The organism is Rhodovibrio sodomensis (assembly GCF_016583645.1).
In the GTDB taxonomy this organism is placed as follows: Bacteria; Pseudomonadota; Alphaproteobacteria; order Kiloniellales; family Rhodovibrionaceae; genus Rhodovibrio; species Rhodovibrio sodomensis.
Map to the genome: position 1 here is coordinate 82,511 of NZ_NRRL01000002.1, position 22,264 is coordinate 104,774.

Consider the following 22,264-nt stretch of genomic DNA (forward strand, 5'->3'; position numbering starts at 1 on the left):
GGGGATCCCGTATGGGGGCACTTCGCGGACTACATCAATTCGAGGCTGAGGGCGGCCGTCCCCCCTCCAGCGTCGGCGATCCGGTCGTCGGCGGCGACAGCGGCTATCAGCAGACGCTCAAGAACGCCATCCACTGCTCCGGCGTCGGCCTCCACTCCGGTGCCAAGATCGCGATGACGCTGAAGCCGGGCGCGCCCGACACCGGCATCGTGTTCCGCCGGCGCGACCTGGCCGGTAAGCCGAGCGTGCGCGCCTCGCACCTGAGCGGCCAGGAGACGCCGCTGTGCACGACGATCGCCGACGGCGACGTCAAGGTCGCCACGATCGAGCACCTGATGAGCGCGCTCGCGGCCTGCGGCGTCGACAACGCCGAGGTCGAGCTCGACCGGCCGGAGGTGCCGATCATGGACGGCAGCGCCGCGCCGTTCGTGTTCCTGGTCGAGTGCGCCGGCATCACCGTGCAGAACGCACCGCGCCGGGCGATCCGGATCCTCAAGACGGTCGAGATCGACGACGGCGGGCGGCACGCCAGCCTGTCGCCGTCGCGTAGCTTCTGGATCGACTTCGAGATCGACTTCGACAGCGAGGTGGTCGCGCGGCAGAGCTGGTCCGGCGGCATCAACCGCCAGCAGTTCAAGTCCGACCTCGCCCGCGCCCGCACCTTCGGCTTCCTGCAGGAGGTCGACCAGCTGCGCCAGCACGGCCTGGCGCGCGGCGGCTCGCTCGACAACGCCGTGGTGATCGACGGCAACGGCGTGATGAACGAAGGCGGCCTGCGCTTCGAAGACGAGTTCGTGCGCCACAAGGTACTCGACTCGATCGGCGACCTGTATCTGGCCGGCGCGCCGATCCTCGGCCGCTTCGCCGGGCACAAGACCGGCCACGCAATGAACCTGCGGCTGCTGCGCGCCCTGTTCGCCGACGACAGCGCGTGGTGCTGGGTCGACCTGGCGCGCGCCGACATGGCGCCGGGCGCCAGCGTGCCGCCGGCCCGCGCCGTCGCCGCGCGCGCCTGACGGCCGGCGCGGAGCCGCGCCGCGGAGACGCCGGGTCTGGCGTCGACCGGCCGGCCCGCCCGGCCAGCGATCGGGGGGAGTGGGGAAGCCCCGTGCGCCGCTTGAGGCGCACGGGGCTTCTTCTTATAGTCGACCGGCGGCGCCGGCCCCGGCGCCGCTGTCTGGTCCCTGCCCGCACGCGGCAGGCTGGGCGGTTCCCTCGACAGCAAGACGACGGATATTCCGTGATCGATCGTTCCCGGGTCAGTGACCCCCGCAGCCGCACCGCCCCGACCGCCGGCGGCACCGCGACCGGCCTCCGCCTGGGGCGGTGGCGCGGTTTCCTGCTGGCGTGCGCGCTCGCCCTGCCCGTCGGCCTTGCCGGCTGTGCCAGCGACGAGCCGCAGTACGTCGAGCGTCCGGTGGGCGAGCTCTACAACCAGGCGATGAACCAGCTGCTGGACGAGCAGTACCAGCAGGCAGCCCAGACGTTCGACGAGGTCGAGCGCCAGCACCCCTATTCCACCTGGGCGTCCAAGGCCCAGTTGATGGCGGGCTACGCCCACTACCTGAACGACAGCTACACCGAAGCGGTGAACGCGCTCGACCGGTTTATCGAACTGCACCCGGGCAACCGCGACATCGCCTACGCCTATTATCTGAAGGCGCTCTGCTATTACGAGCAGATCGCCGATGTCCGCCGCGATCAGCAGATGACCCGGCAAGCCCGGAACGCCTTGCAGGAAGTCGTCAACCGCTTCCCCAACAGCAAGTACGCGCGCGACGCCCGTCTCAAGCTCGACCTGACCGAGGATCATCTGGCGGGTGCGGAGATGGTGGTCGGGCGGTACTACCTGAACAACGGGCACTACCTGGCCGCTATCAAGCGCTTCCGCAAGGTGGTCGAGGAATACCAGACCACCACGCACGTGCCTGAAGCGCTGCACCGCTTGGTCGAGGCTTACATGGCGCTGGGCGTGGTCGACGAGGCCAAGGCGACCGCCGCCGTGCTCGGCCACAACTATCCCGGCACCGAATGGTACGCCGACAGCTACGAACTTCTGACCGGCCGCGACGTCACCCCGGAGCGCGACGAGGATTCCTGGATCTCGCGTGCCTGGGACCAGGTGAGCTAGCGGCGCGCATGCTGCGAAGTCTTGCGATTCGCGACGTCGTTCTAATCCATCGGCTGCAGTTGGAATTCACCCCGGGCCTGTGTGCGCTGACCGGCGAGACCGGTGCCGGCAAATCGATCCTGCTGGACTCGCTGGGCCTGGCGCTCGGCAACCGCGCGGACAGCGGCCTGCTGCGCCCCGGAGCGGATCAGGCCAAGGTCGCCGCCTCGTTCGACATCTCCGACAGCCACCCGGTGCGCGCCGTGCTCGACGACCACGACGTGGAGATCGACGACGACCAGCTGGTGATGCGCCGGGTGCTGTCGAAGGACGGCCGCGGCCGCGCCTACGTCAACGACCAGCCGGTCTCGGTCACGCTGCTGCGCCGGCTGGCCGATCATCTGGTCGAGATCCAGGGCCAGTTCGAGCAGCGCGGGCTGCTCAACCAGGCCAATCACCGCGGGCTGCTCGATGCCTACGGCGGTCTGCAGGACCGCGCCCGGCAGGTCGCCGCGCGCTACCAGGAGTGGCGCACGGCACTGGACACCTACCGCAGCGCGCAGGCGGAACTGGAGCAAGCGCAGCAGGACGAAGCCTACCTGCGTCACGAGGTCGACGAACTGGACCAGCTGCAGCCCGCACCCGGCGAGGAGCAGCAGCTGGCCGACCAGCGCAACCGCCTGATGAACGCGGAAAAGCTGGTCGACGCCTTCAACGCCGCCGAGGCCGAATTGACCGGCAGCGAGCAGGGCCGCGGCGCGGAGGACAGCCTGGCGGGCGCCCGCCGCGCCTTGGAACGGATCGCCGACCAGGGCGGCGACGACATCCGGGCCGCGCTGGACGCCCTCGACCGGGCCATGTCGGAGACCGAGGACGCGCTCGCCCGCCTGCGCTCCCTGTCCTCGGAGATCGAGCTCGACAGCGGCCGGCAGCAGGAGATCGAGGAGCGCTATTTCGCGCTCAAGGACCTCGCCCGCAAGCACGGCTGCGAGGTCGACGCCCTGCCGGACGTCCATGCCCGCCTGCAGGAGCGCCTGAACGCGATCGACAGCGGCGGCGAGCATCTGCGGGAGCTGGCCGACACGGCCGAGCAGGCCCGCCAGACGTTCCACGCGGACGCGCAAGCGCTGTCGCAAGCCCGCGCGGCGGCTGCCCAGCGGCTGGACGCCGCGATCAACGCCGAGTTGCCGCCGCTCAAGTTGGAAAAGGCGACCTTCAAGACCCGCCTGCAGCCGCTCGAATCCGAGGAGGACTGGGGACCCAACGGGATCGAGCGGGTCTCCTTCGACGTCGCCACCAACCCGGGCGCCAGCCCGGGCCCGCTCAACAAGATCGCTTCCGGCGGCGAGCTGTCGCGCTTCCTGCTGGCGCTCAAGGTCGTGCTGGCCCAGGTCAGCCCGGAGCGCAGCCTGGTATTCGACGAGGTCGACAGCGGGATCGGCGGCGCGGCGGCCGCGGCCGTGGGCGACCGGCTTGCCCGGCTGTCGCAGGGGCGCCAACTCCTGGTGGTCACGCACTCCCCGCAGGTCGCCGCGCGCGCCGACCACCATTTCCGGGTCGCCAAGGCGAGCGACGGCGAGGCGACCGTGACCGACGTATCGCAGCTGAGCCAGGACCAGCGCCGCGAGGAGATCGCCCGCATGCTCTCCGGCACGCACGTCACCGACGAAGCGCGCGCCGCCGCGGCCAAGCTGATGGGAGCCGCGTAGCACGCCGATGGCCGACGAGCAGAGCGCCGACAAACCCGGCCCGGAACAGCTGAGCGCGGCGGAGATCCCGGCCGGTCCGGCGGAGATCCCGGCCGGCCATCCGGACGCGGCCGTGGACGAGCTGAGCGATTTCCAGGCGCGCGACGAACTGCATCGCCTGGCCCAGCTGATCGCCTACCACGACGCGCGCTATCACCGCGACGACGCCCCGGAGATCGCGGACGCCGACTACGACGCCCTGCGCCGGCGCAACGAGGCGATCGAGCGGCGCTTCCCGCAGCACATCCGCGCGGACAGCCCGTCGCGCAAGGTGGGCGCGCCGCCGGCCAGCGGTTTCGCCAAGGTGCGCCACAGCGTGCCCATGCTCTCGCTCGCCAACGCGTTCGAGGAGCAGGAGGTACGCGACTTCTTCGACCGCATCCGCCGCTTCCTCGGGCTCGGCGCCGACGACCCGGTCGAGGTGCTGGCGGAGCCGAAGATCGACGGCCTGTCCTGCGCCCTGCGCTACGAGCGCGGACGGCTGGTCCAGGCCGCCACCCGCGGCGACGGCACCGAGGGCGAGGACATCACCCGCAACGTCCTCACCATCGACGACATCCCCGACCGCCTGCCGGGCGACGACGGGCCCGCGGTCGTCGAGGTGCGCGGCGAGATCTTCATGGACCGCCAGGCGTTCAAGGACCTGAACGAGCGCCAGCGCCAGGCCGGCAAGCAGCTGTTCGCCAATCCGCGCAACGCCGCCGCCGGCGCGGTCCGCCAGCTCGACCCCAAGATCACCCGGTCCCGGCCGCTGTCCTTCCTGGCCTACGCCTGGGGCGAGGTCAGCCAGCCGCTCGGCCGGACGATGACCGAGGTGCGCGACCGCTTCCACGGGTGGGGCTTCAAGCTGAACCAGCCGGCCGCCACCTGCTCCAGCGTCGAGCAGGTTCTGGAGTACTACCGCAAGCTGGAGAGCGAGCGCGCCGAACTGGCCTTCGAGATCGACGGTATCGTCTACAAGGTCAACGACCTCGCCCTGCAGGAGCGGCTCGGCTACGTCTCGCGCGCGCCACGCTGGGCGATCGCCCACAAGTTCCCGCCGGAGCAGGCGCAGACGATCCTGAATAAGATCACCATCCAGGTCGGGCGCACCGGCGCGCTGACGCCGGTCGCGAACCTGGAGCCGATCACGGTGGGCGGCGTCGTCGTCTCCCGCGCCACCCTGCACAATCCCGACGAGATCGCACGCAAGGACGTGCGCGAGGGCGACACCGTGATCGTCCAGCGCGCCGGCGACGTGATCCCGCAGGTGCTGGGCGTGGTGACCGAGAAGCGCCCGGCCGCCTCGGAGCCGTTCGCGTTTCCGGAAGTCTGCCCGTGCGAGCTGCAGACGCCGGTGGTGCGCCCGGACGGCGAGGTCGTACCGCGCTGCTCCGGCGAGCTCGCCTGCCCCTACCAGCAGGTCGAACGGCTGAAGCACTTCGTCTCCCGCGAGGCGTTCGACATCGAGGGGCTGGGCACCAAGAACATCGAGGCGTTCTGGCAGAACGATCTGGTCAAGACGCCGCCCGACATCTTCCAGCTGCACCGCCACCGCGACACCCTGCTGAAGTGGGAGGGCTGGGGCCAGCAGTCGGTCAAGAACCTGCTCGACGCGATCGAGGCCCGCCGGAGAATCGGCCTCGACCGGTTCATCTACGCGCTCGGCATCCAGGAGGTCGGCAGCACCACCGGCCGCCTGCTCGCGCGCAGTTACGGCACGCTCAAGGCCTGGGACGAGGCCATGTCCAAGGCCGCCGAGGAGCGCGCGGCGACCCCCGACGAGGCCAAGAAGCCGGAGCGCGTGGGCGAGGCCTACGCGGAGCTGTGCGGCCTCGAGAGCATCGGCATGACGGTGGCGGACGCGATCTGCGAGTTCTTCCAGGAGCCGCACAACCGCGAGGTCCTCGAAGCGCTGGAGGCGGAGGTCACGGTCGAGGACTTCGTCGACACCCGCGCCTCCGACACGCCGGTCTCCGGCAAGACGATCGTGTTCACCGGGACGATGGAAAAGATGACCCGTAGCGAGGCGAAGTCGCGCGCGGAGGCGCTGGGCGCCAAGGTCTCGGGCTCGGTGTCGAAGAAGACGGACTACGTCGTCGCCGGCGCGGACGCCGGCTCCAAGGCGACCAAGGCGCGCGAGCTGGGCGTCGCGGTGCTGAGCGAGGACGACTGGCTGCAGCTGATCGGGGAGCAGTAACGCCATGCAAGGCGGCGACGCGGACACGGAAGCCCCGGGCGTCTACCTGCTGGACCCGGACGACAGGTGGCGCCTGATCCACGCGGACCGCGGCGGCGACTACCACCTGCACGACATCAAGGAAGCTTTCGCGCTCGGCACCCGCGCGACCGGCGAGGACGGCCTGCCCCTGCTCGCCCTGTCGCGCGCCGAGGCCCGCCAGCTGACCGCACACGCCCAAGCGCAGGCGTTAGACCAGGACGACGGCCTGACCGCGCTCGCCGCCGACATCGCGGCCGCCGCCCGCGACCTGCCCAAGATGATGACCCAGCTGCAGCTGCGCCAGGTGTTTTAACTCATTTATTCCCCTCCTCCCGTCGGAGGAGGGGTTAGGGGAGGAGGCGCCACGGGTCTACGCCGCGAGCATCCTCCTCTCCCCGGCCCTCTCCTCCCACGGAAGGAGAGGGGGAAGCAGCGGCGCTACCGGCGGCCGCCTGCGGCGCGTTGCTGGCCGCGGCGTTTGTTGGCGGGGACCAGGGATTCCTCGTCGAACAAATCGGCGAGACGTTCCAGCATGGTGCCGCCCAGCTGCTCGGCGTCGACGATCGTGACCGCGCGGCGGTAGTAGCGGGTGACGTCGTGGCCGATGCCGATCGCGGTCAGCTCGACCGGGCTCTTGCGCTCGATGAAGTCGATCACCTCGCGCAGGTGCTTTTCCAGGTAGTTGCCCGGGTTCACCGACAGGGTGGAATCGTCGACCGGCGCGCCGTCCGAGATCACCATCAGGATGCGGCGCTGCTCGGGCCGGCCGACCAGGCGGTTGTGCGCCCACATCAGCGCCTCGCCGTCGATGTTCTCCTTCAGGATGCCCTCGCGCAGCATCAGGCCGAGCTTGCGCCGGGCCCGGCGCCAGGGGGTGTCGGCGGACTTGTAGATGATGTGGCGCAGATCGTTCAGCCGCCCCGGATTGGCCGTCTTGCCGTTGGCGATCCAGCGCTCGCGCGACTGGCCGCCCTTCCACATCCGGGTGGTGAAGCCCAGGATCTCGACCTTGACCCCGCAGCGCTCCAGCGTGCGCGCCAGGATGTCGGCGCTCATCGCGGCGACCGTGATCGGCCGGCCGCGCATCGACCCGGAATTGTCGATCAGCAGCGTCACCACGGTGTCGCGGAACCGGCTGTCGCTCTCCTGCTTGTAGGACAGCGGGTATTCCGGGTTGGCGATGATCCGCGCCAAGCGGGAGGTGTCGAGGTAGCCCTCCTCCAGGTTGAACTGCCAGGCGCGCGTCTGCTTGGCCAGCAGGCGGCGCTGCAGGCGGTTCGCCAGGCGCGAGACGACCGACTGCATGTGCGCCAGCTGCTGGTCCAGCATTTGCCGCAGGCGCGCCAGCTCGTCCGGATCGCACAGCTCGGCGGCGTCGGTGATCTCGTCGAATTCCTGGGTATAGGGCGCGTACGGCAAGTCGTCGGTCGAGTTGCGCCGGTCCTGATGGCGCGGCTGGGTGCCCGGCCGGCCCGGCTCCTCGGAGCTCGCGCCGGAGGTCATCTGACCTTCGCTATCGCTCTCCTGCTCCTCGACGCCGGAGCCCTCGCCCTCGTCCTGGCTGTCGCCGTCCATCGAGCTGCCGGACTCCGCGCTGTCCTGCTCGCCGCTCTGGGCGTCGCCCTCGCCGCTGTCGTCGTCGGACTCCTCGGCCTCGGCCTGCTCGTCCTCGTCGCTGGACGCCTCCTCCTGGTCGGTCGCGCTCTCCAGGTCGAGGTGCTGCAGCAGCTTGCGCACCTGGCGGGCATAGTCGTCCTGGTCGGTGACGTGCTGGCCCAGCTGATCCAGTTCGCGCAGGACGTCGGCATCCAGGGTCGGCCGCCAGGCGTCGACCATCGCCTTGGCGGCGGGCGGCGGCGCCTGGCCGGTCATCGCCTCGCGCGCCATCACGCGCATGACCTCGGACAGCGGAACGTCCTCGCGGTGCTCGATGTTGGTGTAGCCGCGCGCCTTGTAACGCTCGTTCATCGCGGCATCGAGGTTGCTCGCGACCCCGGCCATGCCCTGGGCACCCAGCGCCTCGCAGCGCGCCTGCTCGACCGCGTCGAACACCTCGCGCGCGACCGTGTTCTGCGGCCGGTTCTGGGAGTGCACCTGGCTGTCGTGGTAGCGCAGGCGCAGGGCCTCGGCGTCCGCCTCGCCGCGCACCCGGCTGGCCTCGTTGTAGTTCAGGTCGCGCCCGGGCTGCGACAGGCGCATCTCGTTCCCCGACAGACCCTGCGCGTTGGAGGAGAAGGTCACGTGCAGGTCGTCCCGCCGGGCCATGGCGCGCATGGTCGCCCCGGTGGTCCGCCGGAAGCGATCCAGGGGACTCTCGTTGTCGTCCTTCATCCTCTATCCACCCATTGCTCTGCCGGGCGCGCGGATCGTCGCCACCGGGCGCGCTTAAACCAGCGTCGCCTGCACGCCCGTCTCGGGCAGTTCGGTCCCGAAGCAGCGCTGATAGTACTCCGCCACCACCGGGCGCTCGAGCTCGTCGCACTTGTTCAGGAAGCTCAGCCGGAAAGCGAAGCCGATGTCGTTGAAGATCGCCGCGTTCTCCGCCCAGGTGAGCACGGTCCGCGGGCTCATCACGGTGGAGATGTCGCCGTTGACGAAGCCGCTGCGGGTCAGGTCGGCGCAGTGCACCATGGCGGAGACCTGCTCCCGGCCGTCCTTGGTGTCGAACTGCGGCAGCTTCTGCAGCACGATGTTGGTCTCCTCGTCGTGCGGCAGGTAGTTCAGCGTGGCCACGATGTTCCAGCGGTCCATCTGGCCCTGGTTGATCTGCTGCGTGCCGTGATAGAGGCCGGTGGTGTCGCCCAGGCCGACCGTGTTCGCGGTGGCGAACAGGCGGAAGGCGTTGTGCGGATGGATCACCTTGTTCTGGTCGAGCAGGGTCAGCTTGCCCTCGACCTCCAGCACGCGCTGGATCACGAACATCACGTCCGGCCGGCCGGCGTCGTACTCGTCGAACACCAGCGCGGTCGGGTTCTGCAGCGCCCACGGCAGCAGGCCCTCGCGGAACTCGGTCACCTGCTGGCCGTCGCGCAGAACGATCGCGTCCTTGCCGATCAGGTCGATGCGCGAGATGTGGCTGTCCAGGTTGATCCGGATGCAGGGCCAGTTCAGCCGCGCGGCGATCTGCTCGATGTGGGTCGACTTGCCGGTGCCGTGATAGCCCTGCACCATGACCCGGCGGTTGTAGGCAAAGCCGGCCAGGATGGCGAGCGTGGTGTCCCGGTCGAAGCGGTAGGTGTCGTCCTGCTCTGGGACGTACTCGCTTTTCTCGGAGAAGGCCGGCACCTGCATGTCGACGTCCAGCCCGAAGGTCTGGGCGACCGAGATCTTCATGTCCGGGCCCGTGGCGGGCAGCGAGGTTTCGGCGTTTGCGGTCTGACTAGCCATCGATATCCTTTCCGTCCGCTTTGAACCGTCGCGCGCACCCCGGCGGCTGGCCGCTGACGGGGTGGCGATGTCGGGTCGGGACGCGGTGTTGCGCGGGTTTTGGTGGGACCGTCCGGCCTCAGATTTAAGACCTTTGACGTGCTTTGGGTACCCCCGGCACGGGAGCCCACCCGGGCGCGCCGGCGTTCCGTCTGAAGGATCAACGCCTTGGCGCCCGGATTGTTTTGCCGCCGCCGCCCGAACCCGCGGCTTTAGCGATAGGCCTTGCGCAGGGTGGCGTAGGCCTGGTTTACGGTCTTCAGCCGGTCCTCGTTGGTCCGGTCGCCGCCGTTGGCATCCGGGTGGAAGCGCTTCACCAGTTCCTTGTAGCGCACCTTGATCGCCGCGAAGGTCGCCGGCGGATCCAGGCCCAACTCGGCCAGCGCGCGGTCGGTCTCCCCGGCATGGGTGGTGCCGCCGCCGCCGTTGGCGCGGCCCCGGCCGGTGCCGTCGTGCGCGTCCTGCCAGGACCGCTGGCGGTTCTGCTCCCACTGCCGGCGGGCGTCCTGCTGGTCGGTCTGCTCGGCGTGGAAGAAGCCGAAGTCGTCGCGCCAGCGCGGCCCCTGCCCGATCGAGCCGAACGGCCAGCTGGGCCGGTGCCAGCAGCTGTCGCGCCGGCGTTCCTGCTCGATCTGCGCTTCCGACATGCCGGCGTAGTAGTTCCAGGCGCGGTTGTACTCCCGCACGTGCTCCAGGCAGAAGTAGTAGTATTCGTTCAGCCGGTCGCGGCTGCGCGGCGCGCGGTACTGTCCGTGGCCGGTACAGCCCGGGCGATCGCACGTGCGCGTCTCCGCCTCCTGACGGAAAAAGCGCCGCATCCGCGCGAACGGTCTGTGCAGGGCCTCGGAATCGGTACGCGCCATGATGCCATCAAGTATGGGCGGCGCCTCCGGGCGAGGCAAGCTGTCCGCCCGGCGATCGCGGCCGGAAAACCGCCGCGTCCGACCGCCGCGCCCTACCGCCGCGAGGCGCGCAGGTCCGCCAGGTTGACGAGCGCCATGCCGCCCACGATCAGCGCCAGCCCGCCCACGCGGGTCAGCGAGAGCGCCTCGCCCAGGACCAGCGTGCTCATGATCACCCCCGCCGTGGGCACGCCCAGAAGGCCGAGCGACGTGGAGATCGCCGGCAGGCTGCGCTGCACCGTCACCACCGCCCAGAAGCAGAACGCGGTGGCGAGCGGGCCGTTGTAGAGCAGGATCGCGATCAGCTCGCCCGACCAGTCGATCCGGGCGTCGCCTTCGAACACGAAGGCGAGAATCAGCAGCACCGGCAGCGCGGCCAGCATCTGCCAGGGCGCCAGCTGCAGCGGGCTGGACGTCCAGGTGTGCCGGCGGGTGTGCAGGATGGTCGCCGCCCAGCCGAGCGCCGCCAGCATCAGGAACGCGTTGCCCAGCACCACGTCCGGATCGGACCAGTCGAAGCCCAGCGGGTTGAACAGCACCGCCACCCCGGTCAGCCCCAGGATCAGGCCCGCGCCCTTGCGCGCGTTCAGCCGTTCGCCCAGCAGGTACACCGCGACCGGGGTCACCCACAGCGGCGTGGTGTAGGCCAGGATCGCCGAGCGGCCGGCGTCGACCGTCAGCAGCGCCAGGTTCACCAGCGACAGGAAGGTCGCCATCTGCAACAGCGCGACCGAGACCACGATCGGCATGTCCGCCCGGCGCGGCAGGCTGAGCCGGCCGGTGACCGCCAGCACGCCGAACAGCGTGACCGCGCCCATCGACATGCGCGCGACCGCGAACCAGAACGGCGTGATCGACTGCAGGCCGATCTTCATCACCGGCCAGTTGGTGCCCCATAGCAGGATCACCGCCGCCAGCAGCAGATAGGCGCCCTTGGTCCCCGGATGGTGTCCGCTGGTCCCGCGGCCGCCGGACGCAGGTGCCTGGCCGGTCTGGGCGGCGGTGTCGCTGTCGGCGCGCGCGCTCATCGAACCTCTGTGCGAGACTGGCGGAGAAACTTCGGGCTGGTCGGGACGACGCGGACGGCCACGGCCGCCGGTTGGCGTGCACGCTACCACCCGCCGGCCAGCGTGCAACCGCCCGCCGGCGGACGGCAGCGTCCCGCCGCACGCAGGACAACGCGCGCCGGATGCTTGACAGGCCGGACCCGCGGGCGATGCTGTCGCACCCTGGACCAATCCAGCCAGCCCCGCCCACCCGAGACAGGACAGACCGCATCATGGAGTTCGCCCAGCGGATCGACCGCCAGCTGCGCCAGACCTTCGAGATCGAGCGTCTGGACGTCGTCGACGATTCGGCCAAGCACGCCGGCCATTCCGGCGCCCACCCGCTGGGCGAGACGCACTTTCGCTTGGTCGTCGTGTCGCTCGACTTCGAGGGGGTCGGCCGGGTCGCCCGCCAGCGCCTGGTCTACGACGCGCTGAAGGCCGAGATGGGCGAGCGCGTGCACGCCCTGCAGTTGTCCTGCCGCACGCCGGAGGAGGACGCGAAGCTGGGCGTGTAGGGGGTCGGACGCGACCCCACACGTTTTCGCTGTCCGCCTCCACGCGCCGTAAACTCTCTAGTTGCATTTTCCGGCGGCTCGCATACGCTCGCATGACACTCTCATTGCGTGCAATTCTGGCCGAGCGGGTTACGGAAAGATGCAGGGCAGCGACGCGGACGCCCAGGGCGGCCTGATCAACCGCAACGTCACGGTGAACGGCCGGCGCACCAGCATCCGGTTGGAGCCGGAGATGTGGGACGCCCTGGACGAGATCGCCAAGCGGGAGAGCGTGCGCGTCAGCGACGTCGTCTCCCGGATCGACCGGGATCGGCTCGGCCGCGGTGCGGGCCTGACCGCACGGGTGCGGGTGTTCGTGCTGGGCTACTTCCGCGCCGCCGCGACGGAGAGCGGCCACATGAACGCCGGCCACGGCCTGCTCTACGGCCACCCCGCACGGCGATAGCGGCGCCGGGTGCGAAACCAGATACCGCCTACTCGCCGGTGTAGTGCTCCGGCCATTCGCGCTGCACCACCGGGCCGTCGCTGCGGAAGGCGTGGCAGCTGTCGACCAGCGGCGGGCGGCCGCCCTGGATGCCGCGGATCTTGCCCTCCTTCTGCAGCACCGGATAGATCGTCTGGAAGGCGGGGGTGGCCATCGCGCCCAGCAGTTCGGTGATGTGGGTGCAGCCCTCGGTGCCGGCGAACAGCTCCTTCAGGGTCTTGCGCCAGCCGGTCGCGATGCGCTTGCCCTCCAGTTTCTTGTAGTTCGCCGCGATCGCCGGGCAGACGCCGAACGGGCCGGCGTTGGTGCTGACCTCGACCGCCCGGACGACGAACCGGTCGTCCACCGTCAGACGCACCTGCATGTCGTGCAGCGCCTCGCCCGGCTGGATCTCGCCGCGCTCGGTGTTGGTGAAGGGGTAGCCCTTGGTGTCGACGATCCGCCCCTCGATGTCCCAGAGGCCGTCGCTCCGGCGGAAGCCGTCGAACTGGTAGGTGCGCGTATGCAGGTGATCGCGCGCGGCGGGGGTCGACAGGGGCATCGGGCCGTCCTCGGTCTGCAACGTCGCTCACTGTAGCGGCGGCCACCGACAGGTCAAACGGCCTGCCCGATCGCCGGTTACGCCCCGGGGGTCCCACAGCCGCGCAAATCGGGACCGGATACGAAAGCGGCCGCCAGCGCGGGTGGACGCGCGGCGGCCGCCTCGGGCGCCGGTGCGAAACCGCACGGCGCCTGACCAGATAGCGGATCGCGGAGGCTTACTCTTCGTCCTCCATCTCGTATTCCTGCTCGGCCGTCGGGCCGGAATCCGCGCCCTTCCAGGCGGGGTCGCGGTCGACCAGCTCGATCACCGCCATGGGCGCACAATCGCCCTGCCGGAAGCCGGCCTTGAGCACGCGGGTGTAGCCGCCGGGACGGTCCTTGTAGCGCGGGCCGAGCTCGTCGAAGAGCTTCTTCGCCATCCGCTCGTCGCGCAGCTGGGACGCCGCCCGGCGACGGGCATGCAGATCGCCCTTCTTGCCCATCGTGATCAGCTTATCGGTGATCCGCCGAAGCTCCTTGGCCTTGGGCAGCGTGGTCACGATCTGCTCGTGCTTGATCAGCGAGGTCGCCATGTTGGCGAACAGCGCCTTGCGGTGGCTTTGCGTGCGGTTGAGTTTCCGCCCGCTCTTCATGTGACGCATGGCGTCATCTCCTCAAGCTCGTACCCGGGCGCGGCGTATCCGCCCGGTCGGGTGTTCCCGCATCCTCCTCGACATCGCCGGATCTCGCGGTACGAGATCGATTGGGTGGCTCCGACGCCGCGGCGCATGAGCCCCGCTCATCCGCCAGGTACGCCGGCTGCGCCCTCGCTCGTCCGTCCCCCGGGCGCCCAGGGAAAACCCGCCGCCGGGCTGCCGGCGGCGGGCGTCACGCCACGGCTCTGGCGCCGCGCCCGCCGTCAGGCCGTTAGTACGGCTCTTCCAGCTTGCGGGCCAGTTCCTCGATGTTCTCCGGCGGCCAGCCCGGCACGTCCATGCCCAGCGACAGGCCCATCTGCTGGAGCACTTCCTTGATCTCGTTCAGCGACTTGCGGCCGAAGTTCGGGGTCCGGAGCATCTCCGCCTCGGTCTTCTGAACCAGATCGCCGATATAGACGATGTTGTCGTTCTTCAGGCAGTTCGCCGAGCGGACCGAGAGTTCCAGCTCGTCGACCTTGCGCAGCAGGTTCGGATTGAACGGCAGCTCGCTGGAGCTCTCCTGCTCGCCGCGCTGGCTCGGCTCCTCGAAGTTGATGAACAGCTGCAGCTGGTCCTGCAGGATGCGGGCGGCGAGCGCCACCGCGTCCTCCGGACTGACCGCGCCGTTGGTCTCGACGTCCATGGTCAGCTTGTCGTAGTCGGTGACCTGGCCGACACGGGTGTTCTCGACGCGGTAGGCGACCTTGACCACCGGGGAGTAGACCGCGTCCACCGGGATCAGGCCGATCGGCGCGTCTTCCGGCCGGTTCTGGGTCGACGGGACGTAGCCCTTCCCGGACTCGACCGTCATCTCCATGTCGATCCGCGCGCCGTCGTCCAGCGTGCAGATCACCAGCTCCGGGTTCATCACGTCGATGTCGTGGCCGGTCTCGATCTGGGCGGCCTTGACCTCGCCCGGTCCCTCGCCGCGAAGGCGGATCCGCTTGGGACCGTCGCCGTGCATCTTCAGCGCGAGCGCCTTGACGTTGAGGACGACGTCGGTGACGTCCTCCCGCACGCCGGCGATCGAGGAGAACTCGTGCAGCACGCCGTCGATCTGGATCGAGGTGACGGCGGCGCCCTGGAGCGAGGACAGCAGGATCCGGCGCAGGGCGTTGCCCAGCGTCAGCCCGAAGCCGCGCTCCAGCGGCTCCGCGACAACCTGCGCGAAGCGCTTCGGGTCGCTCCCGCTCTGGATGTCGAGCTTGTTCGGCTTGATCAGTTCAGTCCAGTTCTTCTGCAGCACGGCTGGTGCCCCATGCTCGTTCGTAAGTGTCGTTGAGCCAAAGCCCGGCCGCGCGGATCGCGGCACCGGGCCCTGAAACGCACGGACGCCGGCCGGGATTTGACCCGACCGGCCGTGCCGTAAGTTCCGTCATCGTCGCCCGCGCGACGCCGTCCCGCGGCGCCGGCGAACGCGTTTAGACGCGCCGGCGCTTGGGCGGCCGGCAGCCGTTATGCGGGATCGGCGTCACGTCGCGGATCGCGGTGATCGTGAAGCCGCAGGCCTGCAGCGCACGCAGCGCCGATTCGCGACCGGAGCCCGGGCCCTTCACGTTCACGTCGAGCGTCTTCATCCCGTGCTCCTGCGCCTTGCGCCCGGCCGTGTCGGCGGCGAGCTGGGCGGCATAGGGGGTCGACTTGCGCGAGCCCTTGAAGCCCATCTGGCCGGCGCTGGCCCAGGAGATCGCGTTGCCCTGGACGTCCGAGATGGTGATCGTGGTGTTGTTGAAGGTCGCCGTCACGTGCGCGATGCCCGAGGTAATATTCTTTTTCTCGCGCTTACGCAGGCGCCCCTGGGTAGCCTTTGCCATGCCGTTTCGCCGTCCTTGACTGGTCTATCGCGCTTGGGCGCGGCACGCCGGAGATCCTGACCGGACCGCCAACGCCGCCCGCATTTACTTGCGGCCCTTCTTGCCGGCGATCGCCTTCGCCGGGCCCTTGCGGGTGCGCGCGTTGGTGTGGGTGCGCTGACCGCGCACCGGCAGGCCCTTGCGGTGCCGCAGGCCACGGTAGCAGCCCAGGTCCATCAGCCGCTTGATGTTCACCGCGGTCGTGCGGCGCAGGTCACCTTCGACCGTGTAGTTGTTGTCGATGGTCTCGCGCACGCGCACCAACTCGTCCTCGGTCAGGTCGTTGACCCGCCGCTCGTCCGGGATGCCGACCGTCTCACAGATCTTGTGGGCCTGCGTGTGCCCGATCCCGTGGATGTAGGTCAGCGCGATGTGGACCTTCTTCTGCGTCGGAATGTTGACGCCAGCAATGCGTGCCACGTGGCCGTCTCCTTGAAGTCCGCCGTCTCGTTGCCCGCGTCCGGCCCGATTGCCGCCGACCGAAGGGCCGGGCCGACCCGTGTGAGGCACGGGCCGGGACGCGCGTGTCGTACTCTATCGTTTCCACGCGGGGTGCGCGGCGTTGGCGTCTGGCCCCACCCCGCTGCGCCCGCGGTTCGCTCGCCTGGAAGCGCTGTCGCGGGCCGTCCGGGTGCGCGGGCACGGGACGAACATCGTCGTCCGCATACGCGTCGGCGCCGGGACGGTCCGTATATAAACCGCTTCCCCGCTTGTCAACCAAGACCGCATGCCCGGGCGATTTCCCGCCCCTGTCCCGAGTCGCGGTCCCAGTCCCGTGCTCAGGCCTTGCCGTCCAGGATCCGCTTGATCTGGGTGGTGACCGCGTCGATGTCGGCCATGCCGTCGACCCGCTTCAGCTTCTCCTGCTGCTCGTAATGGGGAAGGATCGGCGCGGTCTGGTCCCGGTACGCCTGCATGCGCGAGCGCACCGTCTCCTCGTTGTCGTCCGGGCGCCGCTTGAACTCGGTGCCGCCGCAGTCGTCGCAGACCCCGTCGCGCTTCGGCGGCTGGTAGCGATCGTGGTAGCCGGCCCCGCAGTTGGCGCAGGAGTAGCGCCCGGTGATCCGGTCGACCAGCGCCTCCTCGTCGACCTTCAGCTCGATCACATGGTCGAGTGCGGTGCCGCGCTTCTGCAGCATCGCGTCCAGCGCTTCCGCCTGCGCGGTGGTGCGCGGAAAGCCGTCCAGGATGAAGCCGTTCTTGCAGTCGTCGTGGCTGATCCGGTCTTCGATCATCTGGACCATCAGTTCGTCCGGCATCAGTTCGCCGGCGTCCATCACCTTCTTGGCCTGCTGGCCGAGCTCGCTGCCGGAGGCGACGGCGGCGCGCAGCATGTCGCCGGTGGCCAGCTGCGGAATGCCGTAGTCGCGCTCCAGACGCTTGGCCTGAGTGCCCTTGCCGGCACCCGGCGGCCCCAGAAGGATGATGTTCATGAACGCCTCCCCTTAAGCTTCGATTTGCGGATCAGCCCCTCGTACTGGTGGGCCAGCAGGTAGGACTGAACCTGTTGCACCGTGTCCATCGTCACCGAGACCACGATCAGCAGGCTGGTGCCGCCGAAGTAGAAGGGCACGTTGTACTGCGCGACCAGGATCTCCGGCAGGACCGCCACCAGGGCCAGGTAAATCGCGCCGACCGTGGTCAGGCGCATCAGGACGTAGTGGATGTAGTTCGAGGTGTTCCGCCCAGGGCGGATGCCGGGGATGAAGCCGCCGTTCTTCTTCAGGTTCTCCGCCGTATCGTCCGGGTTGAAGACGATCGAGGTGTAGAAGAACGCGAAGAACACGATCAGGGAGACGTAGAGCGCCAGGTAGAGCGGCTGGCCGCGGCCCAGCAGCGCGGTCACGGTGGTCAGCCACTCCGGACCGCCCTGCCCGGAGAAGCCGGCTACCGTGAGCGGCATCAACAGCAGCGAGGAGGCGAAAATCAGCGGGATCACGCCAGAGCTGTTCAGCTTGATCGGCAGATGCGAACTCTCGCCGCCGAACATCTTATTGCCGACCTGGCGCTTGGGGTACTGCACGATCAGCCGGCGCTGCGCGCGCTCCATGAAGACGATAAAGGCGATCACCACGACCGCCATCACCAGGATGCCGATGATCACGCCGGTCGACAGCGCGCCGGTGCGGCCGAGCTCCATCGTGCTGGCGAAAGCGCTGGGCAGGTTGGCGACGATGCCGGAGAAGATGATCAGCGAGATGCCGTTGCCGACACCGCGCTGGGTGATCTGCTCGCCCAGCCACATCAGGAAGATCGTGCCGCCGGTCAGCGTGATCACCGTCACGAACCGGAAGAACAGGCCGGGATCGATCACCGCGGAGCCGCCGCCCGGGGCGTTCATGCCCTCCAGCCCAACGGCGATGCCGTAGGCCTGCACCGCGGCCAGGCCGACCGTGCCGTAGCGGGTGTACTGGTTGATCTTCTTACGGCCGGTCTCGCCCTCTTTCTTCATCTGCTCCAGGCTCGGCGAGACGGCCGTGAGCAGCTGCATGATAATCGCCGCCGAGATGTAGGGCATGATCGACAGCGCGAAGATCGTCATCCGCCCCAACGAGCCGCCGGAGAACATGTCGAACATGCCCAGCATGCCCTGCGACTGCTGCTGGAAGATCCGGTCGAGGGCGACCGGATCAATTCCCGGCACCGGGATGTAGGTGCCCAGGCGGTAGACCACGAGCGCGGCCAGGGTGAACCAGATCCGCTTCTTCAGCTCGGTGGCCTGGGCGAAGCTGCGGAAATTGATGTTTTGAGCCAGTTGCTCGGCGGCGGATGCCATGGGTCCGGTGTCCTCAAGATCCTCGGGTCGCGCGCGGCACGGTGGGCGTCGGGTCTTAGCAGACGCCACCCCCGGACGGCAAAGGCCGCCGCGACCGGTTACAGCCGCGGCGGCCTGCCGCGTGGGCCGCGCGCGGGCGCGCCCTAACCGGCGCGCCGCGCGGCTACTTCGCCTGCGCCTTGCCGCGCTTGGTCTTATTGGCCTCGCGCTGGGCGGCCTTCTCGGCATCGACCAGCGTGATCGAGCCGCCGGCCTTCTCGACCGCCGCCTGCGCCGTCTTCGACGCGCCGGCGACCCGCAGGTCGAGCTTGGCCTTCAGTTCGCCGCGGCCAAGCAGCTTCACGCCGTCGTGGGTCTGCTTGACCACGCCCGCCGCGCGGATCGCTTCGGCGTCGACCGGCTTGGAGCCGTCCAGCTTGCCGGCGTCGACCGCCTGCTGCAGCCGGTCCAGGTTCACCTCGGCGTAGGTCTTGGCGAAGATGTTGTTGAAGCCGCGCTTGGGCAGGCGGCGGTGCAGCGGCATCTGGCCGCCTTCGAAGGCGTGCAGCGCCACGCCCGAGCGGGCCTTCTGACCCTTGTGGCCCTTGCCCGAGGTCTTGCCCAGCCCGGAGCCGATCCCCCGGCCGAGGCGCTTTTCGTCGTGGCGCGCGCCCGGGTTGTCGCGGAGTTCGTTGAGTTTCATCGCCTCGCCATCCTTGCGTTGCGCGTGCCGCGGGCCCGGTTGGCGCGGGCGTCGGAATATCAGCGGCGGCACGCCGTTGCCTTGACTCTGCGCCGGGGCGTTTTCGCGCGTCCCGGCGCTGCGGCGGTCGTCTTCGGAGCGTGCGGCGCCGCCGCGCGAAGCGCGCGACGCCGGCGGCCGGCTCGCGCAAGATGCTGACAGGTGCAGCCACCTTTTAGCATCTTGCTCACTCTTCAAGCGGTTAGAGCAAAATCCACGATCAAGGTCGATACGACCTTGATCGATTTTGCTCTAGCTTAGCTGCCGGCCTCCTCGACCTTCACCAGGTGCTGGACCTTGGCGATCATGCCGCGCACCGCGGGGGTGTCTTCCAGCTCGCGGGTGCGGCCGCGATGGGTCAGCCCCAGCCCCAGCAACGTCTCCCGCTGGGCGCGCTTGCGGTGGTTGCCGCCGCGCACCTGGGTCACCCGAACGGTCTTCTTCTTCGTCGCCATGGACGGTTACTCCCCGCTGGTATGCGCTTCGTCGCGCCGGCCGACGATGTCGGACACCTTCTTGCCCCGGCGCTGGGCGACCTGGCGCGGGCTGTAGCTGCTGGTCAGACCGTCGACGGTCGCCTTGATCATGTTGTGCGGGTTCTGGGTCCCGTTCGACTTGGCGACCACGTCCTGCACGCCGAGCGCTTCGAAGATCGCGCGCATCGGCCCGCCCGCGATGATCCCGGTGCCGGGCGGTGCGGCACGCAGCGTCACCCGGCCGGCGCCGAAGTGGCCCTTGACGTCGTGGTGCAGCGTGCGGCCCTCGCGCAGCGGCACGCGGACCATGTTGCGCTTGGCCTGATCGGTGCCCTTGCGGATCGCCTCGGGAACCTCGCGCGCCTTGCCGTTGCCGTAGCCGACCCGGCCCTTGCCGTCGCCGACGACGACCAGCGCGGCGAAGCCGAACCGGCGGCCACCGGCCACCACCTTGGCGACGCGGTTGATGTGGACGAGCTTTTCGATCAGCTCGCTGTCTTCGCCTCGGCGATCTTGCTGCCTGTTGTCGCGTGCCATCGAATTCCCAATCCCTAGAACGAAAGGCCGCCGTCACGCGCGGCGTCGGCGAGCGCCTGCACGCGGCCGTGATAGGCGTAGCCGCTGCGGTCGAACACGACCTTGTCGATGCCGGCCTTGCTGGCGCGCTGGGCGACCAGCTTGCCGACCTCGATCGCCGCGCTGCGGTCGTTGCGGCTGGCCAGCTTGTCGCGCAGTTCCGGGTCCATCGACGAAGCGAACGCCACGGTCTTGCCGGCGGTGTCGTCGATCACCTGCGCGTAGATGTGCTTGTTCGAACGGAACACCGACAGGCGCGGACGGCTGCCGCCCTTGCGCCGGATCGCCAAGCGCTGGCGGTACTTCCGCCGCTGGCGCAGTTTGCGTGCGTCGAGCATGGTTACTTCTTCTTGCCTTCCTTACGCAGGATCGTCTCGTCGATGTACCGGATGCCCTTGCCCTTGTAAGGCTCGGGCGGGCGCATCGCCCGGATCTCCGCGGCGAACTGACCGACGCGCTGCTTGTCCGCGCCGGACACCTTGACCGACGTCGGCTTCGGGCACTCCACCTTCAGATCCGAGGGGATCGGATAATAGATGTCGTGGCTGAAGCCGAGCTGCAGGAACAGGTTGCTGCCCTGCACCTGCGCGCGGAAGCCGACGCCGTTGATCTCCAACTCGCGGCTGAAGCCGCTCGTCACCCCGATCACCATGTTGGCCACGATCGCGCGCGTCGTGCCCCACATGGCGCGGGCCTTCGGATTATTCTCGTCGACCGGCCGCACGCTGAACTTGCCGTCCTTGTGCTCCGTGCGCACCAGGTCGTTGACCGGCGCGACCAGCTCGCCCTTCTGACCCTTCACGCGGATCTCGGTCTGGCGGACGTCGATCTCGACGCCGTCCGGGATCGCGACCGGGTTCTTGCCTACGCGGGACATTTCGACGCCTCTCGTTCTAGAACACGCGGCAGAGCACTTCACCGCCGACGTTCGCCTGGCGCGCCTCGGCGTCCGAGAGCACGCCCTGCGGCGTCGACAGGATGGTGATGCCGAGACCGTTGTAGACGCGCGGCAGCTCCTTGATCTTGGAGTAGACGCGCCGCCCGGGACGGCTGATCCGGCTGATCTCCTGGATCACCGGCTCGCCTTCGTTGTACTTCAGCTCGATCTCGACTTCGCGCACACCGGGGCGCACGTCGCGCACCTCGTAGCCGCGGATGAAGCCCTCGCGTTGCAGCACTTCCAGAACGTTCTGGTGCAGCCGCGAGCCGGGCGCCGAGATCGTCCGCTTATTGGCCATCTGGCCGTTGCGGATCCGTGTCAGCAGGTCCCCGAGGGGATCGCTCAGTGCCATTGCCGGCGCTCCCTTGCTTACCAGCTCGACTTGACCATGCCCGGGATCTGTCCGGACAGGGCCAGTTCACGCAACGCGATACGCGACACCCGGAACTTGCGGTAATACCCGCGGGCCCGGCCCGTGATCTCGCAGCGGTTGTTGACGCGCGTGCGCGAGGAATTGCGGGGCAGCTTTGCCAGGTCCAGCTGGGCCTGGAACCGCTCCTCCGGCGACAGCGACATGTCGCGCCCGCGCTTCTTCAGCTCGGCGCGCTTGGCAGCGTACTTGTCCGCCATCTGCCGCCGGCGCTTGTTGGTCTCGAAGTCGCTCTTCTTCGCCATCTCGTCTGCTCTCCTTGCCGCCGCTCAGGACTGGAACGGCATGTCGAAGCCCTTGAGGAGCGCGCGGGCCTCCTCGTCGGTCGGCGCCGTCGTGCAAATCACGATGTCCATGCCCCGGATCACGTCGACGTCGTCGTAGTTGATTTCCGGGAACACGATCTGCTCCTTCAGGCCCATCGAGAAGTTCCCGCGGCCGTCGAAGGACTTCGGCGGCACGCCGCGGAAGTCCCGCACGCGCGGCAGCGCGATCGTGACCAGCCGGTCCAGGAACTCGTACATCCGGTCCCGCCGCAGCGTGACCTTGCAGCCGAGCGGCATGTTCTCGCGTACCCGGAAGCCGGCGATCGACTTCTTGGCGCGCGTGACCACCGCCTTCTGGCCGGCCAGCTTGGACAGGTCGTTGACCGCGTTCTGGACCCGCTTCGTGTCTTGGGTCGCCTCGCCGACGCCCATGTTGATCACGATCTTCTGCAGCTTCGGGACCTGCATCGGGTTCTGGTACGCAAACTGCTCGAGCAGCTGTTTGCGCACCTCGGTGTCGTAGTGTTCTTTGAGTCGGGCCGCCATGGCTCGTGTCTCCAGTGCTCGGGCGT

The 22,264-nt window shown here is 69.0% G+C and carries 26 protein-coding genes; 7 read left to right on the forward strand and 19 right to left on the reverse strand.

Translation table 11 applies throughout. The features are described from left to right. The first annotated feature begins 11 nt into the window (after positions 1 to 11). The 5 genes from lpxC to CKO28_RS02140 all read left to right on the forward strand — a co-directional run bounded on the left by lpxC (position 12) and on the right by CKO28_RS02140 (position 6,371). Positions 12 to 1,016 (forward strand): UDP-3-O-acyl-N-acetylglucosamine deacetylase, encoded by a 1,005-nt coding sequence (lpxC, locus tag CKO28_RS02120; protein WP_200338883.1) that lies wholly within the window; start codon positions 12 to 14, stop codon positions 1,014 to 1,016. Between the two features lie 302 nt (positions 1,017 to 1,318). After that, the gene (locus CKO28_RS02125) at positions 1,319 to 2,131 is read left to right on the forward strand and encodes an outer membrane protein assembly factor BamD (RefSeq protein ID WP_200338949.1); all 813 of its coding nucleotides are present in this window, start codon (positions 1,319 to 1,321) and stop codon (positions 2,129 to 2,131) included. Positions 2,132 to 2,139: 8 nt separating this feature from the next. Then, positions 2,140 to 3,819, forward strand: coding sequence for a DNA repair protein RecN (gene recN / locus CKO28_RS02130; RefSeq protein WP_200338884.1), 1,680 nt, complete (start codon positions 2,140 to 2,142; stop codon positions 3,817 to 3,819). A 7-nt stretch (positions 3,820 to 3,826) separates the two neighbouring features. Beyond that, complete coding sequence (gene ligA, locus CKO28_RS02135; RefSeq protein WP_200338885.1) at positions 3,827 to 6,037, forward strand: NAD-dependent DNA ligase LigA; 2,211 nt, start codon at positions 3,827 to 3,829, stop codon at positions 6,035 to 6,037. 4 nt (positions 6,038 to 6,041) lie between these two features. Continuing rightward, entirely contained in the window at positions 6,042 to 6,371 is a 330-nt protein-coding gene (locus tag CKO28_RS02140) for a hypothetical protein (protein ID WP_200338886.1), read from the forward strand. A 125-nt stretch (positions 6,372 to 6,496) separates the two neighbouring features. Here CKO28_RS02140 and cobT read toward each other — a convergent pair whose 3' ends face one another. The 4 genes from cobT to CKO28_RS02160 all read right to left on the reverse strand — a co-directional run bounded on the left by cobT (position 6,497) and on the right by CKO28_RS02160 (position 11,414). Continuing rightward, entirely contained in the window at positions 6,497 to 8,389 is a 1,893-nt protein-coding gene (gene cobT / locus CKO28_RS02145) for a cobaltochelatase subunit CobT (RefSeq protein WP_200338887.1), read from the reverse strand. Between the two features lie 54 nt (positions 8,390 to 8,443). Then, a complete protein-coding gene (cobS, locus tag CKO28_RS02150) occupies positions 8,444 to 9,445 on the reverse strand; it encodes a cobaltochelatase subunit CobS (protein ID WP_200338888.1) in 1,002 nt (333 codons plus the stop codon). A gap of 251 nt (positions 9,446 to 9,696) precedes the next feature. Continuing rightward, complete coding sequence (locus tag CKO28_RS02155) at positions 9,697 to 10,347, reverse strand: DnaJ domain-containing protein (protein WP_242480298.1); 651 nt, start codon at positions 10,345 to 10,347, stop codon at positions 9,697 to 9,699. 92 nt (positions 10,348 to 10,439) lie between these two features. After that, complete coding sequence (locus CKO28_RS02160) at positions 10,440 to 11,414, reverse strand: DMT family transporter (RefSeq protein ID WP_200338889.1); 975 nt, start codon at positions 11,412 to 11,414, stop codon at positions 10,440 to 10,442. A 251-nt stretch (positions 11,415 to 11,665) separates the two neighbouring features. Between CKO28_RS02160 and CKO28_RS02165 the strand changes: the two genes are divergently transcribed. After that, positions 11,666 to 11,950 (forward strand): BolA family protein, encoded by a 285-nt coding sequence (locus CKO28_RS02165; protein WP_200338890.1) that lies wholly within the window; start codon positions 11,666 to 11,668, stop codon positions 11,948 to 11,950. Between the two features lie 139 nt (positions 11,951 to 12,089). Next, on the forward strand, positions 12,090 to 12,395 hold the full coding sequence (locus tag CKO28_RS02170) for a ribbon-helix-helix domain-containing protein (RefSeq protein ID WP_200338891.1): 306 nt from the start codon (positions 12,090 to 12,092) through the stop codon (positions 12,393 to 12,395). Positions 12,396 to 12,423: 28 nt separating this feature from the next. Here CKO28_RS02170 and CKO28_RS02175 read toward each other — a convergent pair whose 3' ends face one another. The 15 genes from CKO28_RS02175 to rplE all read right to left on the reverse strand — a co-directional run bounded on the left by CKO28_RS02175 (position 12,424) and on the right by rplE (position 22,238). Beyond that, positions 12,424 to 12,975, reverse strand: a complete 552-nt coding sequence (locus CKO28_RS02175; RefSeq protein ID WP_200338892.1) for a DUF2889 domain-containing protein — start codon at positions 12,973 to 12,975, stop codon at positions 12,424 to 12,426. A gap of 217 nt (positions 12,976 to 13,192) precedes the next feature. Beyond that, positions 13,193 to 13,618, reverse strand: coding sequence for a 50S ribosomal protein L17 (gene rplQ / locus CKO28_RS02180; RefSeq protein ID WP_200338893.1), 426 nt, complete (start codon positions 13,616 to 13,618; stop codon positions 13,193 to 13,195). A 265-nt stretch (positions 13,619 to 13,883) separates the two neighbouring features. Beyond that, positions 13,884 to 14,900, reverse strand: coding sequence for a DNA-directed RNA polymerase subunit alpha (locus tag CKO28_RS02185; protein WP_200338894.1), 1,017 nt, complete (start codon positions 14,898 to 14,900; stop codon positions 13,884 to 13,886). Positions 14,901 to 15,075: 175 nt separating this feature from the next. Beyond that, positions 15,076 to 15,468, reverse strand: coding sequence for a 30S ribosomal protein S11 (rpsK, locus tag CKO28_RS02190; RefSeq protein ID WP_027289379.1), 393 nt, complete (start codon positions 15,466 to 15,468; stop codon positions 15,076 to 15,078). Positions 15,469 to 15,552: 84 nt separating this feature from the next. Continuing rightward, the gene (gene rpsM, locus CKO28_RS02195) at positions 15,553 to 15,927 is read right to left on the reverse strand and encodes a 30S ribosomal protein S13 (protein WP_200338895.1); all 375 of its coding nucleotides are present in this window, start codon (positions 15,925 to 15,927) and stop codon (positions 15,553 to 15,555) included. Positions 15,928 to 16,286: 359 nt separating this feature from the next. Next, entirely contained in the window at positions 16,287 to 16,940 is a 654-nt protein-coding gene (locus CKO28_RS02200; RefSeq protein WP_200338896.1) for an adenylate kinase, read from the reverse strand. Continuing rightward, complete coding sequence (gene secY, locus CKO28_RS02205; protein WP_200338897.1) at positions 16,937 to 18,283, reverse strand: preprotein translocase subunit SecY; 1,347 nt, start codon at positions 18,281 to 18,283, stop codon at positions 16,937 to 16,939. The genes CKO28_RS02200 and secY overlap by 4 nt, the downstream gene beginning before the upstream one ends. 163 nt (positions 18,284 to 18,446) lie before the next feature. Next, positions 18,447 to 18,965 carry a 50S ribosomal protein L15 gene (gene rplO, locus CKO28_RS02210; RefSeq protein WP_200338898.1) on the reverse strand — a complete coding sequence of 173 codons (519 nt, stop codon included), beginning with the start codon at positions 18,963 to 18,965 and terminating at the stop codon, positions 18,447 to 18,449. Positions 18,966 to 19,261: 296 nt separating this feature from the next. Then, positions 19,262 to 19,459: a 50S ribosomal protein L30 gene (rpmD, locus tag CKO28_RS02215; RefSeq protein ID WP_200338899.1), complete on the reverse strand. Its 198-nt coding sequence runs from the start codon at positions 19,457 to 19,459 to the stop codon at positions 19,262 to 19,264. 6 nt (positions 19,460 to 19,465) lie between these two features. Continuing rightward, positions 19,466 to 20,017, reverse strand: a complete 552-nt coding sequence (gene rpsE / locus CKO28_RS02220; protein ID WP_027289386.1) for a 30S ribosomal protein S5 — start codon at positions 20,015 to 20,017, stop codon at positions 19,466 to 19,468. 14 nt (positions 20,018 to 20,031) lie between these two features. Next, positions 20,032 to 20,394 carry a 50S ribosomal protein L18 gene (gene rplR / locus CKO28_RS02225; RefSeq protein WP_200338900.1) on the reverse strand — a complete coding sequence of 121 codons (363 nt, stop codon included), beginning with the start codon at positions 20,392 to 20,394 and terminating at the stop codon, positions 20,032 to 20,034. 2 nt (positions 20,395 to 20,396) lie between these two features. Then, a complete protein-coding gene (gene rplF / locus CKO28_RS02230; RefSeq protein WP_200338901.1) occupies positions 20,397 to 20,933 on the reverse strand; it encodes a 50S ribosomal protein L6 in 537 nt (178 codons plus the stop codon). 16 nt (positions 20,934 to 20,949) lie between these two features. Continuing rightward, entirely contained in the window at positions 20,950 to 21,348 is a 399-nt protein-coding gene (gene rpsH, locus CKO28_RS02235; protein WP_200338902.1) for a 30S ribosomal protein S8, read from the reverse strand. A gap of 17 nt (positions 21,349 to 21,365) precedes the next feature. Continuing rightward, positions 21,366 to 21,671 carry a 30S ribosomal protein S14 gene (gene rpsN / locus CKO28_RS02240; protein WP_200338903.1) on the reverse strand — a complete coding sequence of 102 codons (306 nt, stop codon included), beginning with the start codon at positions 21,669 to 21,671 and terminating at the stop codon, positions 21,366 to 21,368. Between the two features lie 24 nt (positions 21,672 to 21,695). Beyond that, positions 21,696 to 22,238 (reverse strand): 50S ribosomal protein L5, encoded by a 543-nt coding sequence (gene rplE, locus CKO28_RS02245; protein WP_200338904.1) that lies wholly within the window; start codon positions 22,236 to 22,238, stop codon positions 21,696 to 21,698. Positions 22,239 to 22,264: the final 26 nt, after the last annotated feature.

Coding starts and splice junctions, on each gene's coding strand:
- CKO28_RS02175 (WP_200338892.1), bottom strand. CDS start 12,975: ATGCCCCTGTCGACCCCCGCCGCGCGCGATCACCTGCATACGCGCACC.
- cobT (WP_200338887.1), bottom strand. CDS start 8,389: ATGAAGGACGACAACGAGAGTCCCCTGGATCGCTTCCGGCGGACCACC.
- CKO28_RS02160 (WP_200338889.1), bottom strand. CDS start 11,414: ATGAGCGCGCGCGCCGACAGCGACACCGCCGCCCAGACCGGCCAGGCA.
- rplQ (WP_200338893.1), bottom strand. CDS start 13,618: ATGCGTCACATGAAGAGCGGGCGGAAACTCAACCGCACGCAAAGCCAC.
- CKO28_RS02200 (WP_200338896.1), bottom strand. CDS start 16,940: ATGAACATCATCCTTCTGGGGCCGCCGGGTGCCGGCAAGGGCACTCAG.
- secY (WP_200338897.1), bottom strand. CDS start 18,283: ATGGCATCCGCCGCCGAGCAACTGGCTCAAAACATCAATTTCCGCAGC.
- rplO (WP_200338898.1), bottom strand. CDS start 18,965: ATGAAACTCAACGAACTCCGCGACAACCCGGGCGCGCGCCACGACGAA.
- rpsK (WP_027289379.1), bottom strand. CDS start 15,468: ATGGCAAAGGCTACCCAGGGGCGCCTGCGTAAGCGCGAGAAAAAGAAT.
- ligA (WP_200338885.1), top strand. CDS start 3,827: ATGGCCGACGAGCAGAGCGCCGACAAACCCGGCCCGGAACAGCTGAGC.
- rplR (WP_200338900.1), bottom strand. CDS start 20,394: ATGCTCGACGCACGCAAACTGCGCCAGCGGCGGAAGTACCGCCAGCGC.
- rpsE (WP_027289386.1), bottom strand. CDS start 20,017: ATGGCACGCGACAACAGGCAGCAAGATCGCCGAGGCGAAGACAGCGAG.
- rpmD (WP_200338899.1), bottom strand. CDS start 19,459: ATGGCGACGAAGAAGAAGACCGTTCGGGTGACCCAGGTGCGCGGCGGC.
- cobS (WP_200338888.1), bottom strand. CDS start 9,445: ATGGCTAGTCAGACCGCAAACGCCGAAACCTCGCTGCCCGCCACGGGC.
- recN (WP_200338884.1), top strand. CDS start 2,140: ATGCTGCGAAGTCTTGCGATTCGCGACGTCGTTCTAATCCATCGGCTG.
- CKO28_RS02170 (WP_200338891.1), top strand. CDS start 12,090: ATGCAGGGCAGCGACGCGGACGCCCAGGGCGGCCTGATCAACCGCAAC.
- rpsN (WP_200338903.1), bottom strand. CDS start 21,671: ATGGCGAAGAAGAGCGACTTCGAGACCAACAAGCGCCGGCGGCAGATG.
- rplF (WP_200338901.1), bottom strand. CDS start 20,933: ATGTCCCGCGTAGGCAAGAACCCGGTCGCGATCCCGGACGGCGTCGAG.
- CKO28_RS02165 (WP_200338890.1), top strand. CDS start 11,666: ATGGAGTTCGCCCAGCGGATCGACCGCCAGCTGCGCCAGACCTTCGAG.
- CKO28_RS02155 (WP_242480298.1), bottom strand. CDS start 10,347: ATGGCGCGTACCGATTCCGAGGCCCTGCACAGACCGTTCGCGCGGATG.
- rplE (WP_200338904.1), bottom strand. CDS start 22,238: ATGGCGGCCCGACTCAAAGAACACTACGACACCGAGGTGCGCAAACAG.
- CKO28_RS02140 (WP_200338886.1), top strand. CDS start 6,042: ATGCAAGGCGGCGACGCGGACACGGAAGCCCCGGGCGTCTACCTGCTG.
- rpsH (WP_200338902.1), bottom strand. CDS start 21,348: ATGGCACTGAGCGATCCCCTCGGGGACCTGCTGACACGGATCCGCAAC.
- lpxC (WP_200338883.1), top strand. CDS start 12: ATGGGGGCACTTCGCGGACTACATCAATTCGAGGCTGAGGGCGGCCGT.